Origin of the sequence: Rouxiella aceris, from assembly GCF_012933545.1 — a bacterium.
In the GTDB taxonomy this organism is placed as follows: Bacteria; Pseudomonadota; Gammaproteobacteria; order Enterobacterales; family Enterobacteriaceae; genus Rouxiella; species Rouxiella aceris.
In genome coordinates this window covers 333,286-351,079 of sequence record NZ_JAADJU010000002.1, presented here as the reverse complement: position 1 = coordinate 351,079, position 17,794 = coordinate 333,286, and the positions used below count along the sequence as shown (strand labels likewise).

Annotated in this window: 13 protein-coding genes and 1 riboswitch; of the genes, 4 read left to right on the top strand and 9 right to left on the bottom strand. The window is 52.8% G+C overall.

The window, feature by feature from the left end; genetic code table 11:
* The first annotated feature begins 146 nt into the window (after positions 1-146).
* A complete protein-coding gene (locus GW590_RS05160; RefSeq protein ID WP_169401938.1) occupies positions 147-1,490 on the top strand; it encodes an aminotransferase class I/II-fold pyridoxal phosphate-dependent enzyme in 1,344 nt (447 codons plus the stop codon).
* 11 nt (positions 1,491-1,501) lie between these two features.
* On the opposite strand, the gene GW590_RS05155 is transcribed toward GW590_RS05160, so the two are convergent.
* Positions 1,502-1,927 (bottom strand): GNAT family N-acetyltransferase, encoded by a 426-nt coding sequence (locus GW590_RS05155; protein WP_169401937.1) that lies wholly within the window; start codon positions 1,925-1,927, stop codon positions 1,502-1,504.
* Between the two features lie 85 nt (positions 1,928-2,012).
* Positions 2,013-2,075, top strand: a riboswitch (Fluoride riboswitch).
* A 70-nt stretch (positions 2,076-2,145) separates the two neighbouring features.
* Here GW590_RS05155 and crcB point away from each other — a divergent pair.
* From crcB to GW590_RS05140, 3 genes are all read left to right on the top strand, one after another.
* Positions 2,146-2,529: a fluoride efflux transporter CrcB gene (crcB, locus tag GW590_RS05150; RefSeq protein ID WP_169401936.1), complete on the top strand. Its 384-nt coding sequence runs from the start codon at positions 2,146-2,148 to the stop codon at positions 2,527-2,529.
* A 487-nt stretch (positions 2,530-3,016) separates the two neighbouring features.
* Entirely contained in the window at positions 3,017-3,676 is a 660-nt protein-coding gene (locus tag GW590_RS05145) for a TetR/AcrR family transcriptional regulator (protein WP_169401935.1), read from the top strand.
* The gene (locus tag GW590_RS05140) at positions 3,676-4,875 is read left to right on the top strand and encodes a multidrug effflux MFS transporter (RefSeq protein ID WP_169401934.1); all 1,200 of its coding nucleotides are present in this window, start codon (positions 3,676-3,678) and stop codon (positions 4,873-4,875) included. The genes GW590_RS05145 and GW590_RS05140 overlap by 1 nt, the downstream gene beginning before the upstream one ends.
* A gap of 52 nt (positions 4,876-4,927) precedes the next feature.
* On the opposite strand, the gene cspE is transcribed toward GW590_RS05140, so the two are convergent.
* From cspE to pqqU, 8 genes are all read right to left on the bottom strand, one after another.
* Positions 4,928-5,137 (bottom strand): transcription antiterminator/RNA stability regulator CspE, encoded by a 210-nt coding sequence (gene cspE, locus GW590_RS05135; RefSeq protein WP_009636912.1) that lies wholly within the window; start codon positions 5,135-5,137, stop codon positions 4,928-4,930.
* 178 nt (positions 5,138-5,315) lie between these two features.
* Complete coding sequence (locus GW590_RS05130; protein ID WP_169401933.1) at positions 5,316-6,050, bottom strand: DUF2076 domain-containing protein; 735 nt, start codon at positions 6,048-6,050, stop codon at positions 5,316-5,318.
* A gap of 134 nt (positions 6,051-6,184) precedes the next feature.
* Positions 6,185-7,312, bottom strand: a complete 1,128-nt coding sequence (locus tag GW590_RS05125; protein ID WP_169401932.1) for an ABC transporter substrate-binding protein — start codon at positions 7,310-7,312, stop codon at positions 6,185-6,187.
* 209 nt (positions 7,313-7,521) lie between these two features.
* Positions 7,522-9,603, bottom strand: coding sequence for a prolyl oligopeptidase family serine peptidase (locus GW590_RS05120; protein ID WP_169401931.1), 2,082 nt, complete (start codon positions 9,601-9,603; stop codon positions 7,522-7,524).
* A 32-nt stretch (positions 9,604-9,635) separates the two neighbouring features.
* On the bottom strand, positions 9,636-10,922 hold the full coding sequence (locus GW590_RS05115) for a serine hydrolase domain-containing protein (protein ID WP_235955859.1): 1,287 nt from the start codon (positions 10,920-10,922) through the stop codon (positions 9,636-9,638).
* Between the two features lie 292 nt (positions 10,923-11,214).
* The gene (locus GW590_RS05110; RefSeq protein WP_169401930.1) at positions 11,215-11,880 is read right to left on the bottom strand and encodes a DUF1345 domain-containing protein; all 666 of its coding nucleotides are present in this window, start codon (positions 11,878-11,880) and stop codon (positions 11,215-11,217) included.
* A 268-nt stretch (positions 11,881-12,148) separates the two neighbouring features.
* Entirely contained in the window at positions 12,149-14,545 is a 2,397-nt protein-coding gene (locus tag GW590_RS05105; RefSeq protein WP_169401929.1) for a glucose/quinate/shikimate family membrane-bound PQQ-dependent dehydrogenase, read from the bottom strand.
* Positions 14,546-14,769: 224 nt separating this feature from the next.
* The gene (gene pqqU, locus GW590_RS05100) at positions 14,770-16,965 is read right to left on the bottom strand and encodes a TonB-dependent receptor PqqU (protein ID WP_408014909.1); all 2,196 of its coding nucleotides are present in this window, start codon (positions 16,963-16,965) and stop codon (positions 14,770-14,772) included.
* Positions 16,966-17,794: the final 829 nt, after the last annotated feature.

Sequence of the window (17,794 nt, the reverse complement as noted above, 5' to 3'; positions counted from 1 at the left end):
TTCACAAAAACTGCCTGCCTGCGCGGAGACTGATCACAATTATTGGGTCTGTGATTATTTTATCGCCTCCGTTGACTAAGTTTGATACTAATAGCATAAATTAATATGTACAATAGAATCTTTGTTACTGAACAAAAGGGGATGAAATGGGTGTCAGTCCGCGAGAAAAAATGCTTGATGCACAATGGTTTGCCGGTCATTTACAGGATCGTTCCATGCGCGGCATTGCTATTGAGACCGCTGCGATGATCCGATCCGGAGTGATTGAAATTGGCACGCATTTACCTGCAGTCCGTGAGCTGGCGCTGGCACTTGGCGTCAGCCCGGCGACAGTATCGGCGGCCTGGGGGCAATTAAGACGTCAAAAGGTGATCGCCGGCAGGGGGCGCAATGGCGTCTGGGTCTGTGGGGATACTCTCTCTCCGCGTCCTGCACGTTTCGAGAAGATTGGCAATTTTGGTGACCATATCATTGCTGATTTGGCATTATCTTCACCCGATCCGCAATTACTACCCAAGCTGGATCAGGCGCTGCTTAGTGGCGTTGAGGCTGACAATCTCAACAGCTATCAACGAGAGGCCATCTCGCAAGTGTTGCTGGATGCCGTTAAACCGAGCTGGCCCTATCAGGCCGATGCCTTTATGGCGGCCGACGGCGGTTTTGATGCCATGAACCTGACGCTGCAAACGCTGATTATGCAAGGATCGGTGGTGGCCATTGAAGATCCGACCGCCACCCGCTTGCTGGATATGCTGGATAATATCGGCGCTCAGGTGATCCCGGTAAAATGCGACGAATTTGGTCCAGTTCCCGAGTCATTGCAACAGGCGCTAAACAAAAATCCTGCCGCCTTTATCTATCAACCACGTACCCATTCGCACTGTGGTCATGCCATCAGCCCGGCACGCCTGGCAATACTGGCCGAGATCCTGACACCCAGTCAAACGCTGATTATTGAAGATGACGGCATAGGTCAACTCAGCAACTTTCCTGCGCAGAGTATGGGAATAGTGCTGCCCAAACGCACCGTCCACGTGCGCTCCTATTCCAAGGCTTACGGGCCGGATCTGCGTATGGCGGTGATTTCCAGCTCCCACGATTTAATCAAGCAAATCAAATCATTCCGTAATTTTGGTGCCGGTTGGTCGAGCCGTATTTTGCAACATGCCCTGGCATGGCTGATTAAGGATGCCTCCACCCAACAAGGGATTGCCCACGCCAAAACCGTCTATGCCCAACGACGGCAGGCGCTGGTTGACGCTCTGGCGGCGCGTGGTCTGACCTTGCCTAAACGCGAAGGACTGGCGGTGTGGATCCCGGTTCCCTCAGAACAGTTTGCTCTGGTCACTCTTGCCGCCCGCGGCATTGCGGTATTGCCCGGCGAGCGCAGCCGCATTGGTCCTGGACAGTTTATTCGTGTCAGCACCAGCCAGTTACAGCTCGACCAGGTGGAGATTATTGCCGACGCCATTATTCTGGCAATGGGGTAAGGCGGTGAGTTTCAGCGGCAGTGTTTGATAAAATATTTCGGGGATTCCTGATAACCTGCGCGCGCATAAAACTGATGGGCGCGTAAACGGCGGCTGTGACTGTGTACTTCCATACGGTCACATCCTCGCCCGGCAGCCAGGCGTTCGGCGGCATCAAGTAATTGCTGGCCGACCCCTGCGCCGCGCTGACCATCGCTGACACATAAGTAGCTGACACGGCAAAAATCTCCCGCCAAAGGTAATTGCGCAATAAAATGCAGTGAAATAAAACCGCATACGCTATCGTCAATCACCGCCACCAACAACCGGCTGTCGGCATTGGCCTGCATGCGGGCAATCTGTTGGCGAATAAAATCTTCACTGGCCGGGTAATCCAACTGAGCAAGCAACTGCACCAGTATTGGGGCATCGGCGGCGACGGCATCACGAATCAACATAGCAATCCTCACTGTTTGTCATTTTGTGATCGCGCGCGCAATTGCGGGGCGCACGCTAATTGGGTAAAATTGGTTTTGCATTATTCAAGCAGTTGGAGATGACATTCCTCCCAAACCGCCTTTATCGGCTAATGATGTCTACGCAATCTCATTGAGAGGTTCGTAGCATGACGCCGGAACCTTTCTGAACATTCACTCAATCCTGTTGAAAGGCTTTTATGTTTAACACATTACTTGCAGTTTTTATTGGTGGCGGTATTGGCAGCGTCGCACGCTGGTTTGTCAGCTTCAAACTTAACGGCACTTCCCCGCTGCTTCCCGTCGGCACCCTGGTGGTTAATTTGGTAGGCGCCTTTATTATTGGCCTGAGTATTGCGGTTTTTAACCGTATGACTCACCTGGATCCGGTGTGGCGCATCCTGCTGACCACTGGTTTCTGTGGCGGCCTGACCACCTTTTCCACTTTCTCGCTGGAAGTGGTGTATATGTTGCAGGACGGTCGTTTTGCCGCGGCGGGCCTCAATCTGTTGCTTAATCTTGCCGGCTCGCTGGCCATGACCATGCTGGCGTTTATGCTGGTCAGTTGGTACGGCGGCCAATAATTTATCTCTGCAGTGTCACACTTTTGTAGTGGCGCTAATGTTTCCTTAATCTTATGCAGAGATACTAGCCTCAGTTTATGACAACACCATGTTTGGATATTCTGAGGCCATTTATGTTTTCACTTCCCGCCACCTTTAGCGAGTTTGTCACGGCTGCTTTTTGCCTGTTGGTCGTCCTGGCTTTTCTGCATAGTTATTTACTTTAATCAATAAATTCACTGACTCAGTGCCAATGCTCTGGGTCAAATGCCCCTGTTTAGCCCCCGCACTTCACCAGGCAATTGCGCTGATCCACGGCCAGCCAGCAGCTGAGTGGCTGAATGCCGTCTGCGGGAAGTGTCAGCGATAAATAATACAATTATTTACCTTGCTACCTATCTTGCCTATAATTGAGAATGAGCGTTCACACTTCTTATCTCTGACGGCTTAGCCGCCATTATGTCTGGATGTAAGAAAAGAACATGACTTCCACTTGTCAGGTGCCGTTATGCATCCCGCTAATCATACGAAAGATCAACGCGTTTGTGCCCGCAGGGACCAGATCATTGCCGCCTCGCGACTCTGTTTTCGCAAGCATGGTTTCCACGGCGCGGGTATGGCGGAAATTGCCCGACTGTCGCAGCTTAGCGTCGGTCAAATCTATCGCTACTTCGTTAATAAAGACGCCATTATTGAAGAGATTGTGCGGCGTATTGTCTGCAAAAAAATCCAAATAATGACCGGTGATGCGCATAATCTAAAGCAGATGGCCAGCAATCTGGCACACCGCGTGATCGGCATGCAAAACGTCGATTACAGTCAGGTTGATTGCCCGGAACTTAGTCTTGAGCAAAATGAAATTGATCATGCGCTGATGCTGGAAGTCACTGCCGAAGCTACCCGGAACCCGGTAGTGGAAAAAATTCTGCGCGATGCCGATGCCAAACTGTTTAGCGAGGCCAAAAGTATGATGAGGCCCTACTATCCGCAAATGCCGGAAGAACAGTTTACCGCGCGGTTGGAAGTGCTGGCGGTACTCTGTGAAGGAACAGCATTCCGCCGGCTGACCCATAAGCATGCTGATGCAGAAACGCTTAGAGCCATTTATATTCAGTTATTTAATACCCTTTTTACTGACTATTCTCCCCCCCATACAGCGGAAAATTAATGAACGACCATCTTGTAAAAAAGCGCCTTGGCTATGCCATGGTGTTAGGTTCACTGGCAGCACTCGGACCTCTTTGTACCGACCTTTATCTCCCCGCCCTGCCTGATCTGGCCAGTGAATTGGCCACCACGACCGCTACCAGCCAGTTAAGCCTGACCGCCGGTTTACTGGGGTTGGGTGCCGGACAGTTAATCTTTGGACCTTTAAGTGACCGCCTCGGCAGAATGCGTCCACTGTTGTTCTCGCTGGCTCTTTTACTGGCAGCGTCTATCTGGTGTGCCGTGGCTCCCACCATCGATCAGCTTATTGTCGCACGCTTACTGCAAGGACTGGCCGGTGCCGGTGGTGCGGTGCTGTCGCGCGCCATTGCCCGCGATCTCTATAATGGCCATGATTTAACCAAGTTTTTTGCCTTGCTGATGCTGGTCAATGGCCTCGCGCCTATCGTGGCACCGGTGGTCGGCGGCGGACTGCTGAGCTTTTTAAGCTGGCGGGGAATTTTTGGCGCGCTGGCGATTATTGCGGTGTTACTGTTTATTTTGTCGGCTGGCAAACTGCACGAAACCCTGCCTGCACAACGCCGTTCACACGGCGGCGTAGCGGCGATGGCGAAATCGCTGGCGGCGCTATTGCATCACCGTCAGTTTATGGGACTTTGCCTGACCCAAGGCTTTATTCTGGCTGGCATGTTTGCCTATATCGGCGCTTCGCCCTTTGTATTGCAGCAAATTTATCACCTTAGCCCGCAGATGTTCAGCTTGTGCTTTGCCTTAAACGGCGTGGGGCTGGTGTTTGCCGCGCAAATTTCTACGCGCCTGAGCCTGATGTGGGGTGAACTGGCGCTGGTGAAAATCGGCCTGGCAATTGCCGCCGTTGCATCACTGCTGTTGGTGATAGCTGCAGCAATGCATGCACCGCTGATCGCCTTGCTGATCCCGCTGTTTTTCTCGGTGATCACCATTGGTATTATTGGCCCTAATGCCGGTTCGCTGGCCATGCAAAGTCAGGGGAAAAATGCCGGCAGTGCCTCTGCGCTGCTTGGGGTATGTATGTTTGCCCTTGGGGCTGCCAGCGTACCGCTCACGGGATTGGGTGGCACTTCGGCGTTATCCATGGCAGTGACCATCTGCGGCTGCTTCTTTATTGCGATTGTTATCTTTGTGCTGTTGGCGCGTCCCGCTTTCGCCAGGCAATCCTGAGTGACCGGCAAAAAAAAACCCGCATCAGCGGGTTTTTCAAAATCGGCTAGAGTTAGATAGCGATAACGTTAGCAGCCGACGGGCCCTTGGCGCCATTGGTGATTTCGAACTCTACACGCTGGCCTTCAGCAAGGGTCTTGAAACCGTTGCTTGAAATAGCAGAGAAATGAACGAAAACATCTTTGCTGCCATCTTCAGGGGTAATGAAACCAAAACCTTTTGATTCATTGAACCACTTAACGCTACCTTTAATCTTAGACATCAAACTTACCTTTACGTGAATGTAAGACACAGAATGTGTGTCAAATACAGTACAGCAATAGATTCAGCTTTTGTCCAGAAATCTGATTGCAATAAGCGATAAAGCTCTCACTCTTTGCCTTCTCGCCATCTTTCATTCTGCCGGATGGCGATTTTTTAGCGATCAAAACGGTTTTGCCTTAGAAAAAGGAATCGTCGTCGTCGCTGTAGTCACTGTTATCACTGTTGTCAGCGCCAAAGAAACTGTCGTCCGAGCCATTTTGGAACGCTGAATCGTTATTGTTATAACGCGGGTCATCCCAGGAGTTATCACCGCTTAACAGCGGATCGGTAGCAGGATTAAAATTCTGTGCCGGAGCAGTCTCTTCAAAAACGTTAACAATTTCCTGTGGCTTACTGTGGTTAAACATACCAGTCAGCATATCGGCCAGCATCACGCCACCTGCCACGCCAGCAGCAGTTTTTAGAGCACCACCAATAAAGCCGGAACCAATAGGGGCAGCCGCTGCCGGTGCTGCCTGTGGGGCAGGCTGGGCGGCGTTATTGTTCCACGGATTGTTGTTGGTACCGGGGATCGGTGCACTGCCAGCAGAGGATGGCGCATTTTGTGGCTGGCTGCTACCGCCGCCAAAAAGGCCCGCCAGGAAACCACTGCTTTGTGGTCGGCTGTTTTGCGCCTGGCTTTGCAGTTGTGCTACTTGCTGTTGCAGCTCCTGCACCTGGGCATTCATCCGTTTAAGGGCCGCTTCCTGAATGATCATCGATTGAGCCATATAATAAGGCGCTGAAGGCTGCTTACTGATATAGGACTGTATAACGCGCTCAGCTTCCGCGTCGCGCGGTGCGGTATTAGACTCGGCCTGTTGTAAACGACTGAAAAGACCGTCAATTAAACGCTGTTCTTCGGATTGCATGGAATCACCTTATCACTGTTTGTTATTGGCCATAGCTAAGTATGGCCAAGTCTGTCACCTACACTATTACAAATAGTTTCATCTATGTATTAGTTGAGTGTCAACAAATGTGACCGGCGTAAATTTATGTCGCTTTATTTGTGATCCTGCCAGCCAAAGATAAAGTTTTTATCCGGTAATGCAGTGAAATTACGAATAATTTGATGATAGCTATTGGCCGGATCGAGATCGGAAAACTGCTGCGGATAAATAAATTTGGCCAGATATTCCATGCCGACAATATTGTACGGATGGTTATAGAACTGGTGATAAAGCGCATAGACGCGATGATCCATCACCGCCGGGACCTGCGCGACGCCGGTGCGTGAAATCAGCGTTTTGGCCTGCTGATCGACTTCCGTCTGCGTGGCACCGTAACCGAATGGCATCATCTGGCTTTGACCATTGCCGGTATGTTTTGAGCCGGACATAATATAGACGTCAGGTTTCATGCTGATCACTTTCTCCAGCGAGACATCACCAGACTCGCCAGGCAACAGCGCCGAGCCGATATTTTTCGCCCCTACTGCCTCAATCAGTTTGCCCCACCCGGCTTCGCCATGGGTAAAGCAACAGGAGTCAGAACGACCCGCCAGCGGTTCAATAAAGACATTAGGGCGATTTTTAACGGCGGCAATAGCATCCTGAATATGCTGATAATGCGCACGGTAAAAGGTGGTATAAGCCTGGGCATTGGCTTGCTGATTAAGCACGGTGCCTAGCAGATCGATACTTGGCGCGGTGTCTTTTGCCGGATCAAGGTTGTAGTCAATAAACAGCACCGGAATGTGCAACGCCTGTAACTTTTCAATCACTCCGGCCTGTTGCAGAGAGGATTTGGCACGCAGCTGGGCAATCATCAAATCGGGTTTTTGCGCAATGACGCTTTCCAAATCCACCTGGCCTTTATCACTAAAGCCCATATCGAGGATTTTGCTCGCCTCAGGCCATTTGCCCTTAAGCAAGTCCCAGGTACCGGCATCGCTGTTTTTCAGCAAGTTGTTCCAGGCAATCACCCGCTTGAAGGGGTCATTTTTATCCAGCACCGCCAACGATAGAATATCGCGGCCATCCTGCATAATCAGGCGCTGCGGCTCTTTATTGAAGGTAATTTTCTGACCGGCGATATCAGTCACGGTCAACGGATAATTGGTAGCCAAAGAGGCAAACGAAGTGGCCAGCAGGCCAGCAACGGCAAGCACGCGCGCGGTGTTTTTCAGCATGGTGGATCCCGAAAGTTTAGAGATAAATAGAAATGATTCTAATAACCATTATCAAATAATTCAGAGGGGATAATAAACAGTAAGCTTACCAACAGGCAATGCCTTTACCGGCAAAACGGCGAGTTAACTATTGCAAAATATGACGAAAAGGTAAGGATTTTGCCTTGCTGACGAGTCACGTTCCCGACAGCAAGGAGGTATGTCCGCAACTACAGCAAATAGCTCAGCAAAAACTCGCTAATCATGGCCATTTTAAACGCCTTCTGCGCCTTATCGGCGGCAGCACTGTGGCCACCGGCGGTATTTTCGTAAAAATAGACGTTTTCAATACCCAATTGCTGCATTTTAGCCGCCATCTTCCGCGCATGACCCGGTCCTACGCGATCGTCACTGGTGGCAGTAGTAAACAACACTGCCGGGTAACGTTTTGCCGAGTCAATATTGTGGTACGGAGAAAACGCCTGCATAAAGTCCCACTCTTCTGGCCGTTGCGGATCGCCATATTCGGCAATCCACGAGGCTCCTGCTGAAATCCGGGTATAGCGCTGCATATCCAGCAGCGGTACTTCACAGACAATAGCGGCAAAAAGCTCGGGATAACGGGTCAACATATTGCCCACCAACAGGCCGCCGTTGCTGCCCCCCTGCGCCGCCAGATGGGCTGCGGAGGTGATATTACGTGCAATCAGATCCTTGGCTACCGACGAAAAGTCCTCATAGGCACGCAAACGATGCTGCTTTAACGCCGCCTGGTGCCAACGGGGACCATATTCGCCACCGCCGCGAATATTGGCGACGACAAATATGCCTCCGCGTTCCAGCCAGGCCAGTCCCATGCTCCCCAGATAGTAAGGTTCAAGGGAAACTTCAAAACCGCCATAACCATAGAGCAAGGTGGGATGGCTACCATCGAATTGCAGATCCTGAGCAGCAATCACAAAATAAGGGATCCGCGTACCGTCGTCGGACGGGGCAAAATACTGGCTGACCTGATACTTTGCACTATCAAAGTGGCTGGGATCCTGCTTGATTATCGCTGCCGCCCGCGGTCTGTCCGCTGGCAAGGCCGCCGGGTTTTCTTCGCCTAAGACCCCATAGTAGAGCGCGGTGGGTTGCAGAAAACCGCTGACGGTCATAAAGAATTCATTACTCTGGTCATCAATAGCTACTGCACTGATTTTACTCAGATCCGGGGCGTCGCCCAGGCCCTGGCGCTGCCAGCGCCCCGCGGCGGGCCGCAATACTTCAAGGCGATTAACCACATCTTCCATCACACTAAGGATCAGATAATCGCGAGTGGCGGAATAGTTATCCAACGAGGTGGTCGCCGTGGGGGTAAACAGCGTGGTGAACTGGCGATCCCCTGCCATAAAATGGGCAAAGTCTATTGCCAGCAAGCTACCGGAGACATAGGTTGCGCCGCCTGTCGTCCAGTCTGTGGCCGGGCTGACCAGCAGCCATTGCTGCCAGTGGCTAAACTTGGCATCCTGCGGAATGGCAATCGGCAGCGGCCCTTGCTGCGGGTCGAGTAAAAAGACTTCACGGTGATAGAAGTCGATCATTCTGCCGACAATATTGCGCTCATAGCCCGGGGTGTCATCGTGATAGGCAATCACCGACATATCCGTCGGCTGGGCCATAAACTGCGTTTCGGCCTCGGCCAGTGCCGTACCGCGCTGCCAGATTTTGGCGATGCGCGGATAACCCGAAGTGGTCAACGCATCAGGACCAAAATCACTGGCGACAAACAGACGATCGCGATCGATCCAGGAAACCCGGCTTTTGGCCAGCGGTAAGCTAAATCCCTCGGCGACAAAACAGAGATCGGTCAAATCAAACTCGCGGATCACACAGGCATCGCCGCCGTCCGGCGAAAGATGTAGCAGGCAACGTTGATAATCCGGTGCCAGTACCTGCATACCGTGATAGACCCACTCCTGCCCTTCGGCTACGCCAAGTGCATCGATATCCAGCACGCTTTGCCACGCGGGCGACGCGCTGCGATAGTCGTCGAAATGGGTACGGCGCAACAAACCGCGAGGATTTTTCTCATCCTGCCAAAAGTTATAAACATCATTGCCGTATTTACGCACCATCGGAATTTGCGTGGCAGAATTCAGGCAAGCAAAGAGTGCGCTGCGCAAATGGGCAAAGCCTGGAGTTTCGGTAAAACGGCGGCAGGTTTCCTGGCTTTGCTGAATGGCCCAATCTATGGCGGTCTGACCCTTTATCTCTTCCAGCCAGACAAAATCGTCGCGAGGATCGCTCAAAGGCATGCTATCTGATGACATAAAACGTGCTCCTGCAGGTTACGGCTGGCCGGTTAAGGCATTGCCAGGGCTTGGCTCTTCACCCGATGTTGTGTTTGATGATAGCGGGTTTCAGCCAGGGCGTTTTGATGAAAATACGTGACAGTCGGCGCGGGCAAGGGATCGGCTTTTACCCCCAGCATCATCGGCACCGACAGTTCCGGCAGCATCGATGGCGGGTTATGCCCCTGATTGATATCGATGGCTTCCCCCATGCGCTGCAAGACTTTATGACCAATATTATTGGTCCAGTTAAAGCTGTTTTGCAGCACGACCACGGCGGTTTTATGCCGCGTATCCAGCCCGATATAGCTGGAGAAACCGCCAATAAAGCCCACCTGATAGGTGATTTTCTGCTGGCCCACTTCATCGACAATCCAGGCATTGGCCGCCGCTTCGGTGGTGCGCTCGTAACGCACCCGCAGCGAGTCGCGCAGTGCCTGATCCAACGCGTGATAGCCGGTAGGATGCAAATGAGCACGCGCATAAGTCAGCAAATCGTCGGCATTGGTATACAGCCCGGCAGCACCGACCATCAGCGAAGAAAAATGCCAGTCGGGCACCGCATTACCGCGACGGATAAATTTTGGCTGGTCACCGGCATGGCCTAATGCCCGTCGGTCATAGCCAGGCAGTAAACTCGGCTGATAGCCAGTATGGGCCAGCTTAAGCGGGCCGGTAATATTCTCCGCCAGCAGAGTTTTAACCGTTTTGCCGGTGCGCAGTTCAAGAATGTAGTCCAGCAGACCGTAACCAATATTGGAATAACGCGGTGCACGGTCGGCCGGGGCGCTGAAGTCGGCGAGATAATCCACCAGACTGCGGCGATCGAGCGCCTGATAGAAATTATCGCCGGTGAACAGATAGCGCACCATGCCACCCAGCATTTCCGGGGTCATCATCTGCCGCGGCAAACCTGATGTATGGGTCACCAGTTGCAACAGGGTAATGTTGCGGGCATCGGGGCTAAGAGGGGTGGCCTTCGGCAGCAGACTGACCAGGGTTTCATTCCACTGGAATACCCCCTTTTGCACCAGCAGCGCAGTAATTTCGGCAAGAAACCCCTTACTGACCGAGGCGACAGCAAACAGCGTCGAGCCATCCACTTTGCTGCCATCAGGTTGCCCGGTGACACCATAGCCAAAAATTTGTGTATGTCCATCGGGGAACAGCACGCCAACCACCAGGCCCGGCGTCTGCTTTTGGTCAATCAGCGGTTGTGCCAGACCGTTAACCTCAGCGGCCAAATCACCGCTTCTCGCCAGCCGCTTTCCTTGCGCATTACTGGTATCGGTTTGCATTTTCGATAAGGTACTGCATGCACTCAGCGAGCAAAGCGTCAGGCACAGGCAAAGCGACTTTATCGAGCAATATCTTGTTATCACCTATTCAACGCCCGTAGTGAAGTTCCTTTTCCCCGTTGCAATGCAGGGGGTTGACGGCAATTTGCGATCTGCCGGAGACAGCAGACAGCGAAAAAAATTTGCGCCAAACCTGCCAGTTAACGCCGTAGGATACCCTGAATCAGGCCGATCTTCACTAAGGCCGCTTCTGAAATCTTCAATAGCGGCCAATCTCCTCGCCTGCCAACGTTTAGCTCAGTAAACCGGCACCGACATTAATAGAAAGCCCCAGAATCGCCAGATTGAAAATAAAGGACAAGACCGCCTGCAACAGCGCAATGCGTCTGACGGCGGTATTGCCGGTAGCAACATCTGCCGTTTGAGCCGCTACCGCGATGGTAAAGGAGAAGTATAAGAAATCCCAATAACCCGGCAGTGGCAGTTTGTCGGGGAATAACAGCGCTTTTTCGGTTTTGGATCCATGCAGGTAAAACATATGGGCATAGTGCATGGCAAAGGCGGTCGGTAACAAAGACCAGGAAACCACCAGCGTGGCCGCCGTCAGGGCAATATGCTGGATCTTGTCGCCCCCGCTCAGGTGTTTCACCGCACCAAGCTCAAACAAAATGGCCAGGATACTGACCAGACAGGTAACGCAGAGCAATGCCAGCACCGTTGCCGCACTTTCGTCCTGTGCGCGGGCAATGCGGGCAATCCCCGGCGCGGGTGTGCGCAGCATCAACCACCACAGCGAAAACAGATAGAGCCAGGCCATGACATTCCAGGCTATCAACAGTTTTTGCACCAGTGGCTGGCTGGCAGGCAGAAGAAAGAAGCAAACTATCGCCAGCAGAAGAGCGACCAGCAGTCTCGGGCGCACCTGGTAATAGTGTTTAAGGGGATGTAATAGATTCATTTTTACCAAAGAGTTAACGGATAAGCAGTAGCTTAACTGTAGACCGCTTTGACGAGGATACGAAGATGAAAAAAATGCCCAAATTATCTCGAGCGTTACAGGCGACTGTCAAAGTCCGTTTTTAGGGAGAGTGCACCGTTGGGGTCGTAGCGGGCTTGCCCGCCGGAGCGCCCCTAGGTGCGCTATGCCCGGGTATCTCGAACTTGCAGACGATATAAAAACGCCCGGATCTCCCCGGGCGTTTTAGCAAGTTTCTAACGATTAAAACTTACTCTTTTTTGGCATCAGGCAAGGCATAGGCAATAATATAGTCACCCAGCTTGGTGCCAAATGAACCATGACCACCGGCCGCGATCACCACATATTGCTTGCCGTTTACTTCATAAGTCATCGGCGTCGCCTGGCCACCAGCCGGCAGACGTGCCTGCCACAGTTGGTCACCGTTGCTCATATTAAAGGCGCGCAGGTAGTTATCCGCCGTTGCCGCGATAAAGAAGACGTTACCCGCCGTTGAGGTCGGCGCCCCCAGCATTGGCATCCCCATTTTAAACGGTAATGGCAGTGGTGAGCTGTCACGAACGGTACCAATGCGTTTTTTCCACACGATATCGTTGGTTTTCAGATCGACCCCGGAGATATAACCCCATGCCGGTTGTTTACATGGCAAGCCCAGCGGCGACAGGAAGGCATTGAGTTCAACGCCGTAAGGCACGCCGTATTGTGGCTGAATACCCGACTCGGTACCGCTACCGCCTTTGCCATCGGCCGGTGGCTCCATCGGATTACCCGGACCACGCGGGATCAGTTTTGAGGTAAACGGCAGTGCAATCGGGTTGGCAATGGCCAACTGACGGTCGGTGTCGACGGAAATACCGCCCCATTCGAACATACCCAGGTTACCCGGGAACACCAGCGTGCCCTGCTCGGAAGGCGGCGTAAAAGTGCCTTCGTAACGCAGACGGTGGAACATTACGCGGCACATCAACTGATCGTAGATAGTCGCGCCCCACATATCCTTGCCGGTCAGCTTGGCCGAAGGACGGAAGGTAAGATCAGAGAAAGGCTGGGTGGCAGAAACATGGTCACCCTTGGCTGCGCCCTGCGGCACCGGTTTTTCCGGGGCAGGCACCACCAGTTTGCCATCACGGCGATCGAGGACAAAAATATTACCGGTTTTGGTCGGAACATAAACGACCGGAACCTTGTTGCCACTCTTGTCGTTGATATCCGCCAGCGTCGGCTGGGCCGGTACGTCCATATCCCACAGATCATGGTGCACGGTCTGGTAGAACCAGGCCAATTTACCGGTGGAGGCATTAAGCGCCAACAGACCACTGGCATAACGCTCCATATCTGGCGTGCGGTTACCGCCCCAAATATCCGGAGTTGCTACGCCGATAGGCAGATAGACCAGATCCAACTGACGATCGTAGGCTGCAGGAGCCCAGGAGTTTGGCGAGTTGGCAACAAAGTTCTGCCCTTCACCAGGCAGCGTATTAGGCTGCGCACTACCGGGATCAAAGGCCCACAGCAGTTTACCGCTATTAACATCAAAACCGCGGATCACCCCGGAAGGCTCTTTCGTGGAATAGTTATCGGTCACTGCACCCGCCACCACAATCACATTGTCGGTGATCACTGGCGGTGAGGTTGGTTCATAGTGACCCGGGGTGGCGTTTGGCATATTGTTTTGCAGATTCAGTTCGCCGTTATTGCCAAAATCGGCACAACGCGCACCCGTTTCGGCATCGAGGGCAAACATGCGGCCATCATTGACCGGCAGAATAATACGACGAGCACAAATGGCCGGTGCCGAACCGCTGGCAGGTGCCTGCGCCGAGGCGGGGGTCTCATGATAAGAAACACCGCGACAGGTCACATGCTGAAAGGTCGGGTTAGGTTTCAGTTGGGGATCAAACTGCCACTTTGGTTTACCGGTGGCGGCATCCAGCGCAAAGAGTTTCTGGTGCGGAGTACACAGATAAATCATATCGCCAATTTTGATCGGCGTAACTTCATCGGTGATTTCACCCGGATCGTTGGCGGTTTTCATATCACCGGTACGGAATGACCAGGCTTCAGTCAGTTGCCCGACGTTTTTGTCATTAATCTGACTCAGCGGCGAATAGCGAGTACCCGCCTGCGTACGGCCATAAGCTGGCCAGTCACCGTCGGCGATACCACCAGCAGATTTGGCGGGGGCCGCATCGGCGGCATTAATAGTGCCGTTGATTTCCTGCGGATCGTTAAATACCGCATAGGCCAGAACCAGGACGGTGATCGCCAGCGAGGTGGCCAGAGCACCACGAGCAAAGGCATTTTTGCTGCTCATCTGGTTATAAACGAAGGGTAACAGGATCCACAGTCCGAGGAAGAAGGTCACGTCCAGACGCGGCGTCAGCGCCCAGAAGTCAGTGCCCACTTCCCATACACCCCAGATAGTGGTCGCTAACAGAAAAATGGCATACAGCAATAATGCGGCTGCACGGCGGCGATACAGCATCCAGGCAGTGACCAGCAGAACCACGCCGGCGATAATGTAGTAGACAGAGCCGCCAATGGCAGTCAGCCATATTCCGCCGACCAGGAGATATAATCCGCTTAACGCGGCGAACAAAGCGGTGATTATTACGACAATGCGTGATAACGAAGCTTTCGTTTGCATATTATTACCTTACAAGATTTTATTGTCTTCGATCGCCCACACCCTGGCGATCTTAAAAACATTCGGCATAGCCCGGAATGTCCTTCCCTGCCCCCATCATCCCACTCCCCGCTAAATAGGGGGAAAAGGCCAATGGGCGCTCGGTTCTTTACTGCCGCTACCCTTTGCCGCCAGCGGGATGGCTGGCAAAAAAAGGCAGCGGCGAAGAGAGTAAGTGAAATTAATTATTCAAAAGTATAGGTAAGGGTGGCGCCGCCGCCCCAATTTCTTCCGGCCGCCGGTTCAAAATAGCGGCCATTACTTTCATTGACGATCACCGAACCGACGTAGTGGCGGTCGAACAGGTTATCGACGCGGCTAAACAGATCCAGCGACCAGTTATCCCGCCAGTTAAGGCGATAACCGGCATTGACGCCCGTGACGGTATAGGCCGGGGCCTGCGCGGTATTGTCGTCATTCGCCTGGATATTGCTCATATAGCGAATATCCGCGCCGGCATGGAAACCTTCCGGCGGTGCCCACTCCAGGGAGGCATAGCCCATATTGCGGGCAATCCCCGGCATGCGGTTACCGGCAGGCACCACTTCATCTGCCGTGCAACTGGTGCTGGCGCAAACGTCGTTACGATATGTGGCATCCAGCAGCGTCCAGGCCATACGTACCCGCCAGTCCATAGCCAGTTGCTGATCGAGCGACAGCTCCAGCCCACGACGACGGGTTTTTCCGGCGTTGGCATAGCTGGTGCGGCCGCCGCTGCTGGTGGCGACCACCAAATCATTGTCGGTGTCAGTCTGGAACACCGCGGCGGTTAGTAAGCCGTCGCCGATACGCGTTTTACTGCCCATTTCCACGGTATTGCTGGTGGAAGGTTGCAGATTGATATTCAGGCCGGAAGCACCATCGGGGCGATAGGAGAGCTGGTTGATGGTCGGCGTTTCAAATCCGCGACCCGCCGAAACATAGAGGTTCCAGGCCGGGGTCAGCGCATAGTTGAGGGAGCCCATCGGCAGCATTTTGTGATAGCGCGTACTGCCGCTGTCATCGCCGTTGCCCTGGGTAATGTAGTAATCTTTGGAATCAAAGCTCACCGTGCTATAGCGCATCCCGGCATCCAGCGTCCAGCGCGGCGTCAACTTCCAACTGGTCTGCAAATAGGGATCCAGGTTCCACATGGTGTTCTTTTCATTGCGGCGCTCATTGCCTTTCACCCCATAGTCCGGCACGCCATTGTCGAGGGTATAGTTTTCATAACCCTGGCGGCGCTCGGTCATGGTTTCATAATCCAGTCCGCCGGTCAGCGTTACCGGCACCGAACCCAGGTTACCGTCATGCTTCCAGCGGGTATCGATGCCCTGATAGCTCCGTGACAGCACGATCACCCCACCGGAGTGCGCCGGATTTTTCTGGGCAGACATCGGGATCGACTGGTATTGCGTGGTGTGGCGTTCCCCCTGATAGGTCATGATGCTGAGCTGATCGTGCTCACTCATATCACGCTGGTAGCGCAGACCGAACTGGGTCTGATCGATAGTCTTGCGCGTGTTGTACTGGTCGGCACGGGGCGACTGGGTTGGGTTGGCTTTCCACTCGGCGTCGGTCAAGCCACCGGGGTCACCGGCGTCCACGGTGACACTGTTAAACATCAGCGTCAGTGTGCTGACATCATCGATCCTGACACCAAGTTTGCCATTGCCGAGATTTTTGCGCGCCGAGCTGTCATCGCGAAAACCCTGGGTGGTAAAACGCGAAGCAGAAAGGGTGTAATTGACATCCCCGGCGTGAGTGCCATCGCCGGTTGCCCCGCTGGCTTTGACGCTATTGCGAAAGGAGCCATAACTGCCGTAATAGGTGCCCACCGAAAGTTGTGTCGGCTGGCTGCCACTTTGCGTATCAACATTGACGACACCGCCGGATGCGTTGCCATAGAGCGCCGAAAACGGCCCGCGCAGCACTTCAATTTTGTCGGCAGAATTGAGATCGATATTTGAGGTCTGGCCCTGCCCGTCAGGCATGGTCGCCGGGATACCGTCCACATACATACGTACGCCGCTGACGCCATAGGTCGAGCTGCTGCCAAAACCGCGTACCGACAGTTGCAGATCCTGCGAGTAGTTTTGACGGTTTTGCACTTGCAGTCCCGGCACCGCGCCCAGGCTTTCTGACAGGTTGACCTGAGGTTTGCTGCGGCGAAGATCGTCGCCATCAATAACGCTTACCGCCGCCGGAGTATCAAGCTCCGACAGGCCGCTCTGCTGCTGTTTGATAATCATCAGCGTCGAGTCGGAAGTTGAGGCAGGCTTAGCGGCAACATCTGGTGTTGCAGGCTTGACGGGGGTTGCTGCAGTTGCGGCATAGCTGACGGAAAGCGGCAGTAAAAGCGACGATAGAACGCCGATGGCAATGGGGGTTTTGTTATTCACTGAAAGATTTCGATTTATAAAGTTAAGTCTGACAACGCCCCTCTCAATGGCTGTGGCATTGAGAACAGGCACAGGATCCCAGGCGCGGTTTCACGCTGGCGCTCAGGAAAATTCCAACATGCACCTAGTATATACATAACTTTACAGATTGGTGTTATTTTAAAAAATATAGCATCTTTGGTTAACAACCATAATTTTAAAGGTTATTGGCGAGTGTGGAATATGTATTACCCTGCAAGTGTAAGCGATTACACTGCCGCTAAAAATAATCATTCATTAATGGCATTTATTTAAAAACGGCTTTTCAGTTATTGAAACCGCCTGTACTTAATTAAAATAATTCAATAAAAACAGAGCACTAAAAAAACCTCCGCGACAGAGAGCTGTTCAACAAAATTCGGGAAATAGATCCCTCGGTTATTTGGCGCTGGAACAATAATCAGCAATGATGATTTCATCGGCCCACAGCTGCCACGAGCACCCGCGGATATTGCCCCAGAGGTGTAAACGCTCACGGCGGATTTTCTGCAAATGCGGGGCATTATTTGGCGTAATAACGTCGATAAAAAATCGAGGCCGACAACCACGGAAAGTAACAAACAAGGCTAAGCAGGCAACAGCTTACGTGGATGGTCAGCAGGTATGGCGGCCTGGTCAGGAAAATTGCCGGTTATTTGTACATTCTGTAACTTAAGGAAACTATAACCTCCTACAACTAAAACTGGCGCGTGATAAAGTCTATCTATCCACTGATAAGCGCCTCTTATCAGCACCAGGGAAATTTATAACTAGACCGTTAAGCTCATACTCTCCCGCTTCGGCGGGATTT

Coding starts and splice junctions, on each gene's coding strand:
- GW590_RS05120 (WP_169401931.1), bottom strand. CDS start 9,603: ATGTCATCAGATAGCATGCCTTTGAGCGATCCTCGCGACGATTTTGTC.
- GW590_RS05155 (WP_169401937.1), bottom strand. CDS start 1,927: ATGTTGATTCGTGATGCCGTCGCCGCCGATGCCCCAATACTGGTGCAG.
- GW590_RS05145 (WP_169401935.1), top strand. CDS start 3,017: ATGCATCCCGCTAATCATACGAAAGATCAACGCGTTTGTGCCCGCAGG.
- GW590_RS05110 (WP_169401930.1), bottom strand. CDS start 11,880: ATGAATCTATTACATCCCCTTAAACACTATTACCAGGTGCGCCCGAGA.
- GW590_RS05160 (WP_169401938.1), top strand. CDS start 147: ATGGGTGTCAGTCCGCGAGAAAAAATGCTTGATGCACAATGGTTTGCC.
- cspE (WP_009636912.1), bottom strand. CDS start 5,137: ATGTCTAAGATTAAAGGTAGCGTTAAGTGGTTCAATGAATCAAAAGGT.
- GW590_RS05140 (WP_169401934.1), top strand. CDS start 3,676: ATGAACGACCATCTTGTAAAAAAGCGCCTTGGCTATGCCATGGTGTTA.
- GW590_RS05105 (WP_169401929.1), bottom strand. CDS start 14,545: ATGCAAACGAAAGCTTCGTTATCACGCATTGTCGTAATAATCACCGCT.
- GW590_RS05115 (WP_235955859.1), bottom strand. CDS start 10,922: ATGCAAACCGATACCAGTAATGCGCAAGGAAAGCGGCTGGCGAGAAGC.
- GW590_RS05130 (WP_169401933.1), bottom strand. CDS start 6,050: ATGCAATCCGAAGAACAGCGTTTAATTGACGGTCTTTTCAGTCGTTTA.
- GW590_RS05125 (WP_169401932.1), bottom strand. CDS start 7,312: ATGCTGAAAAACACCGCGCGCGTGCTTGCCGTTGCTGGCCTGCTGGCC.
- crcB (WP_169401936.1), top strand. CDS start 2,146: ATGTTTAACACATTACTTGCAGTTTTTATTGGTGGCGGTATTGGCAGC.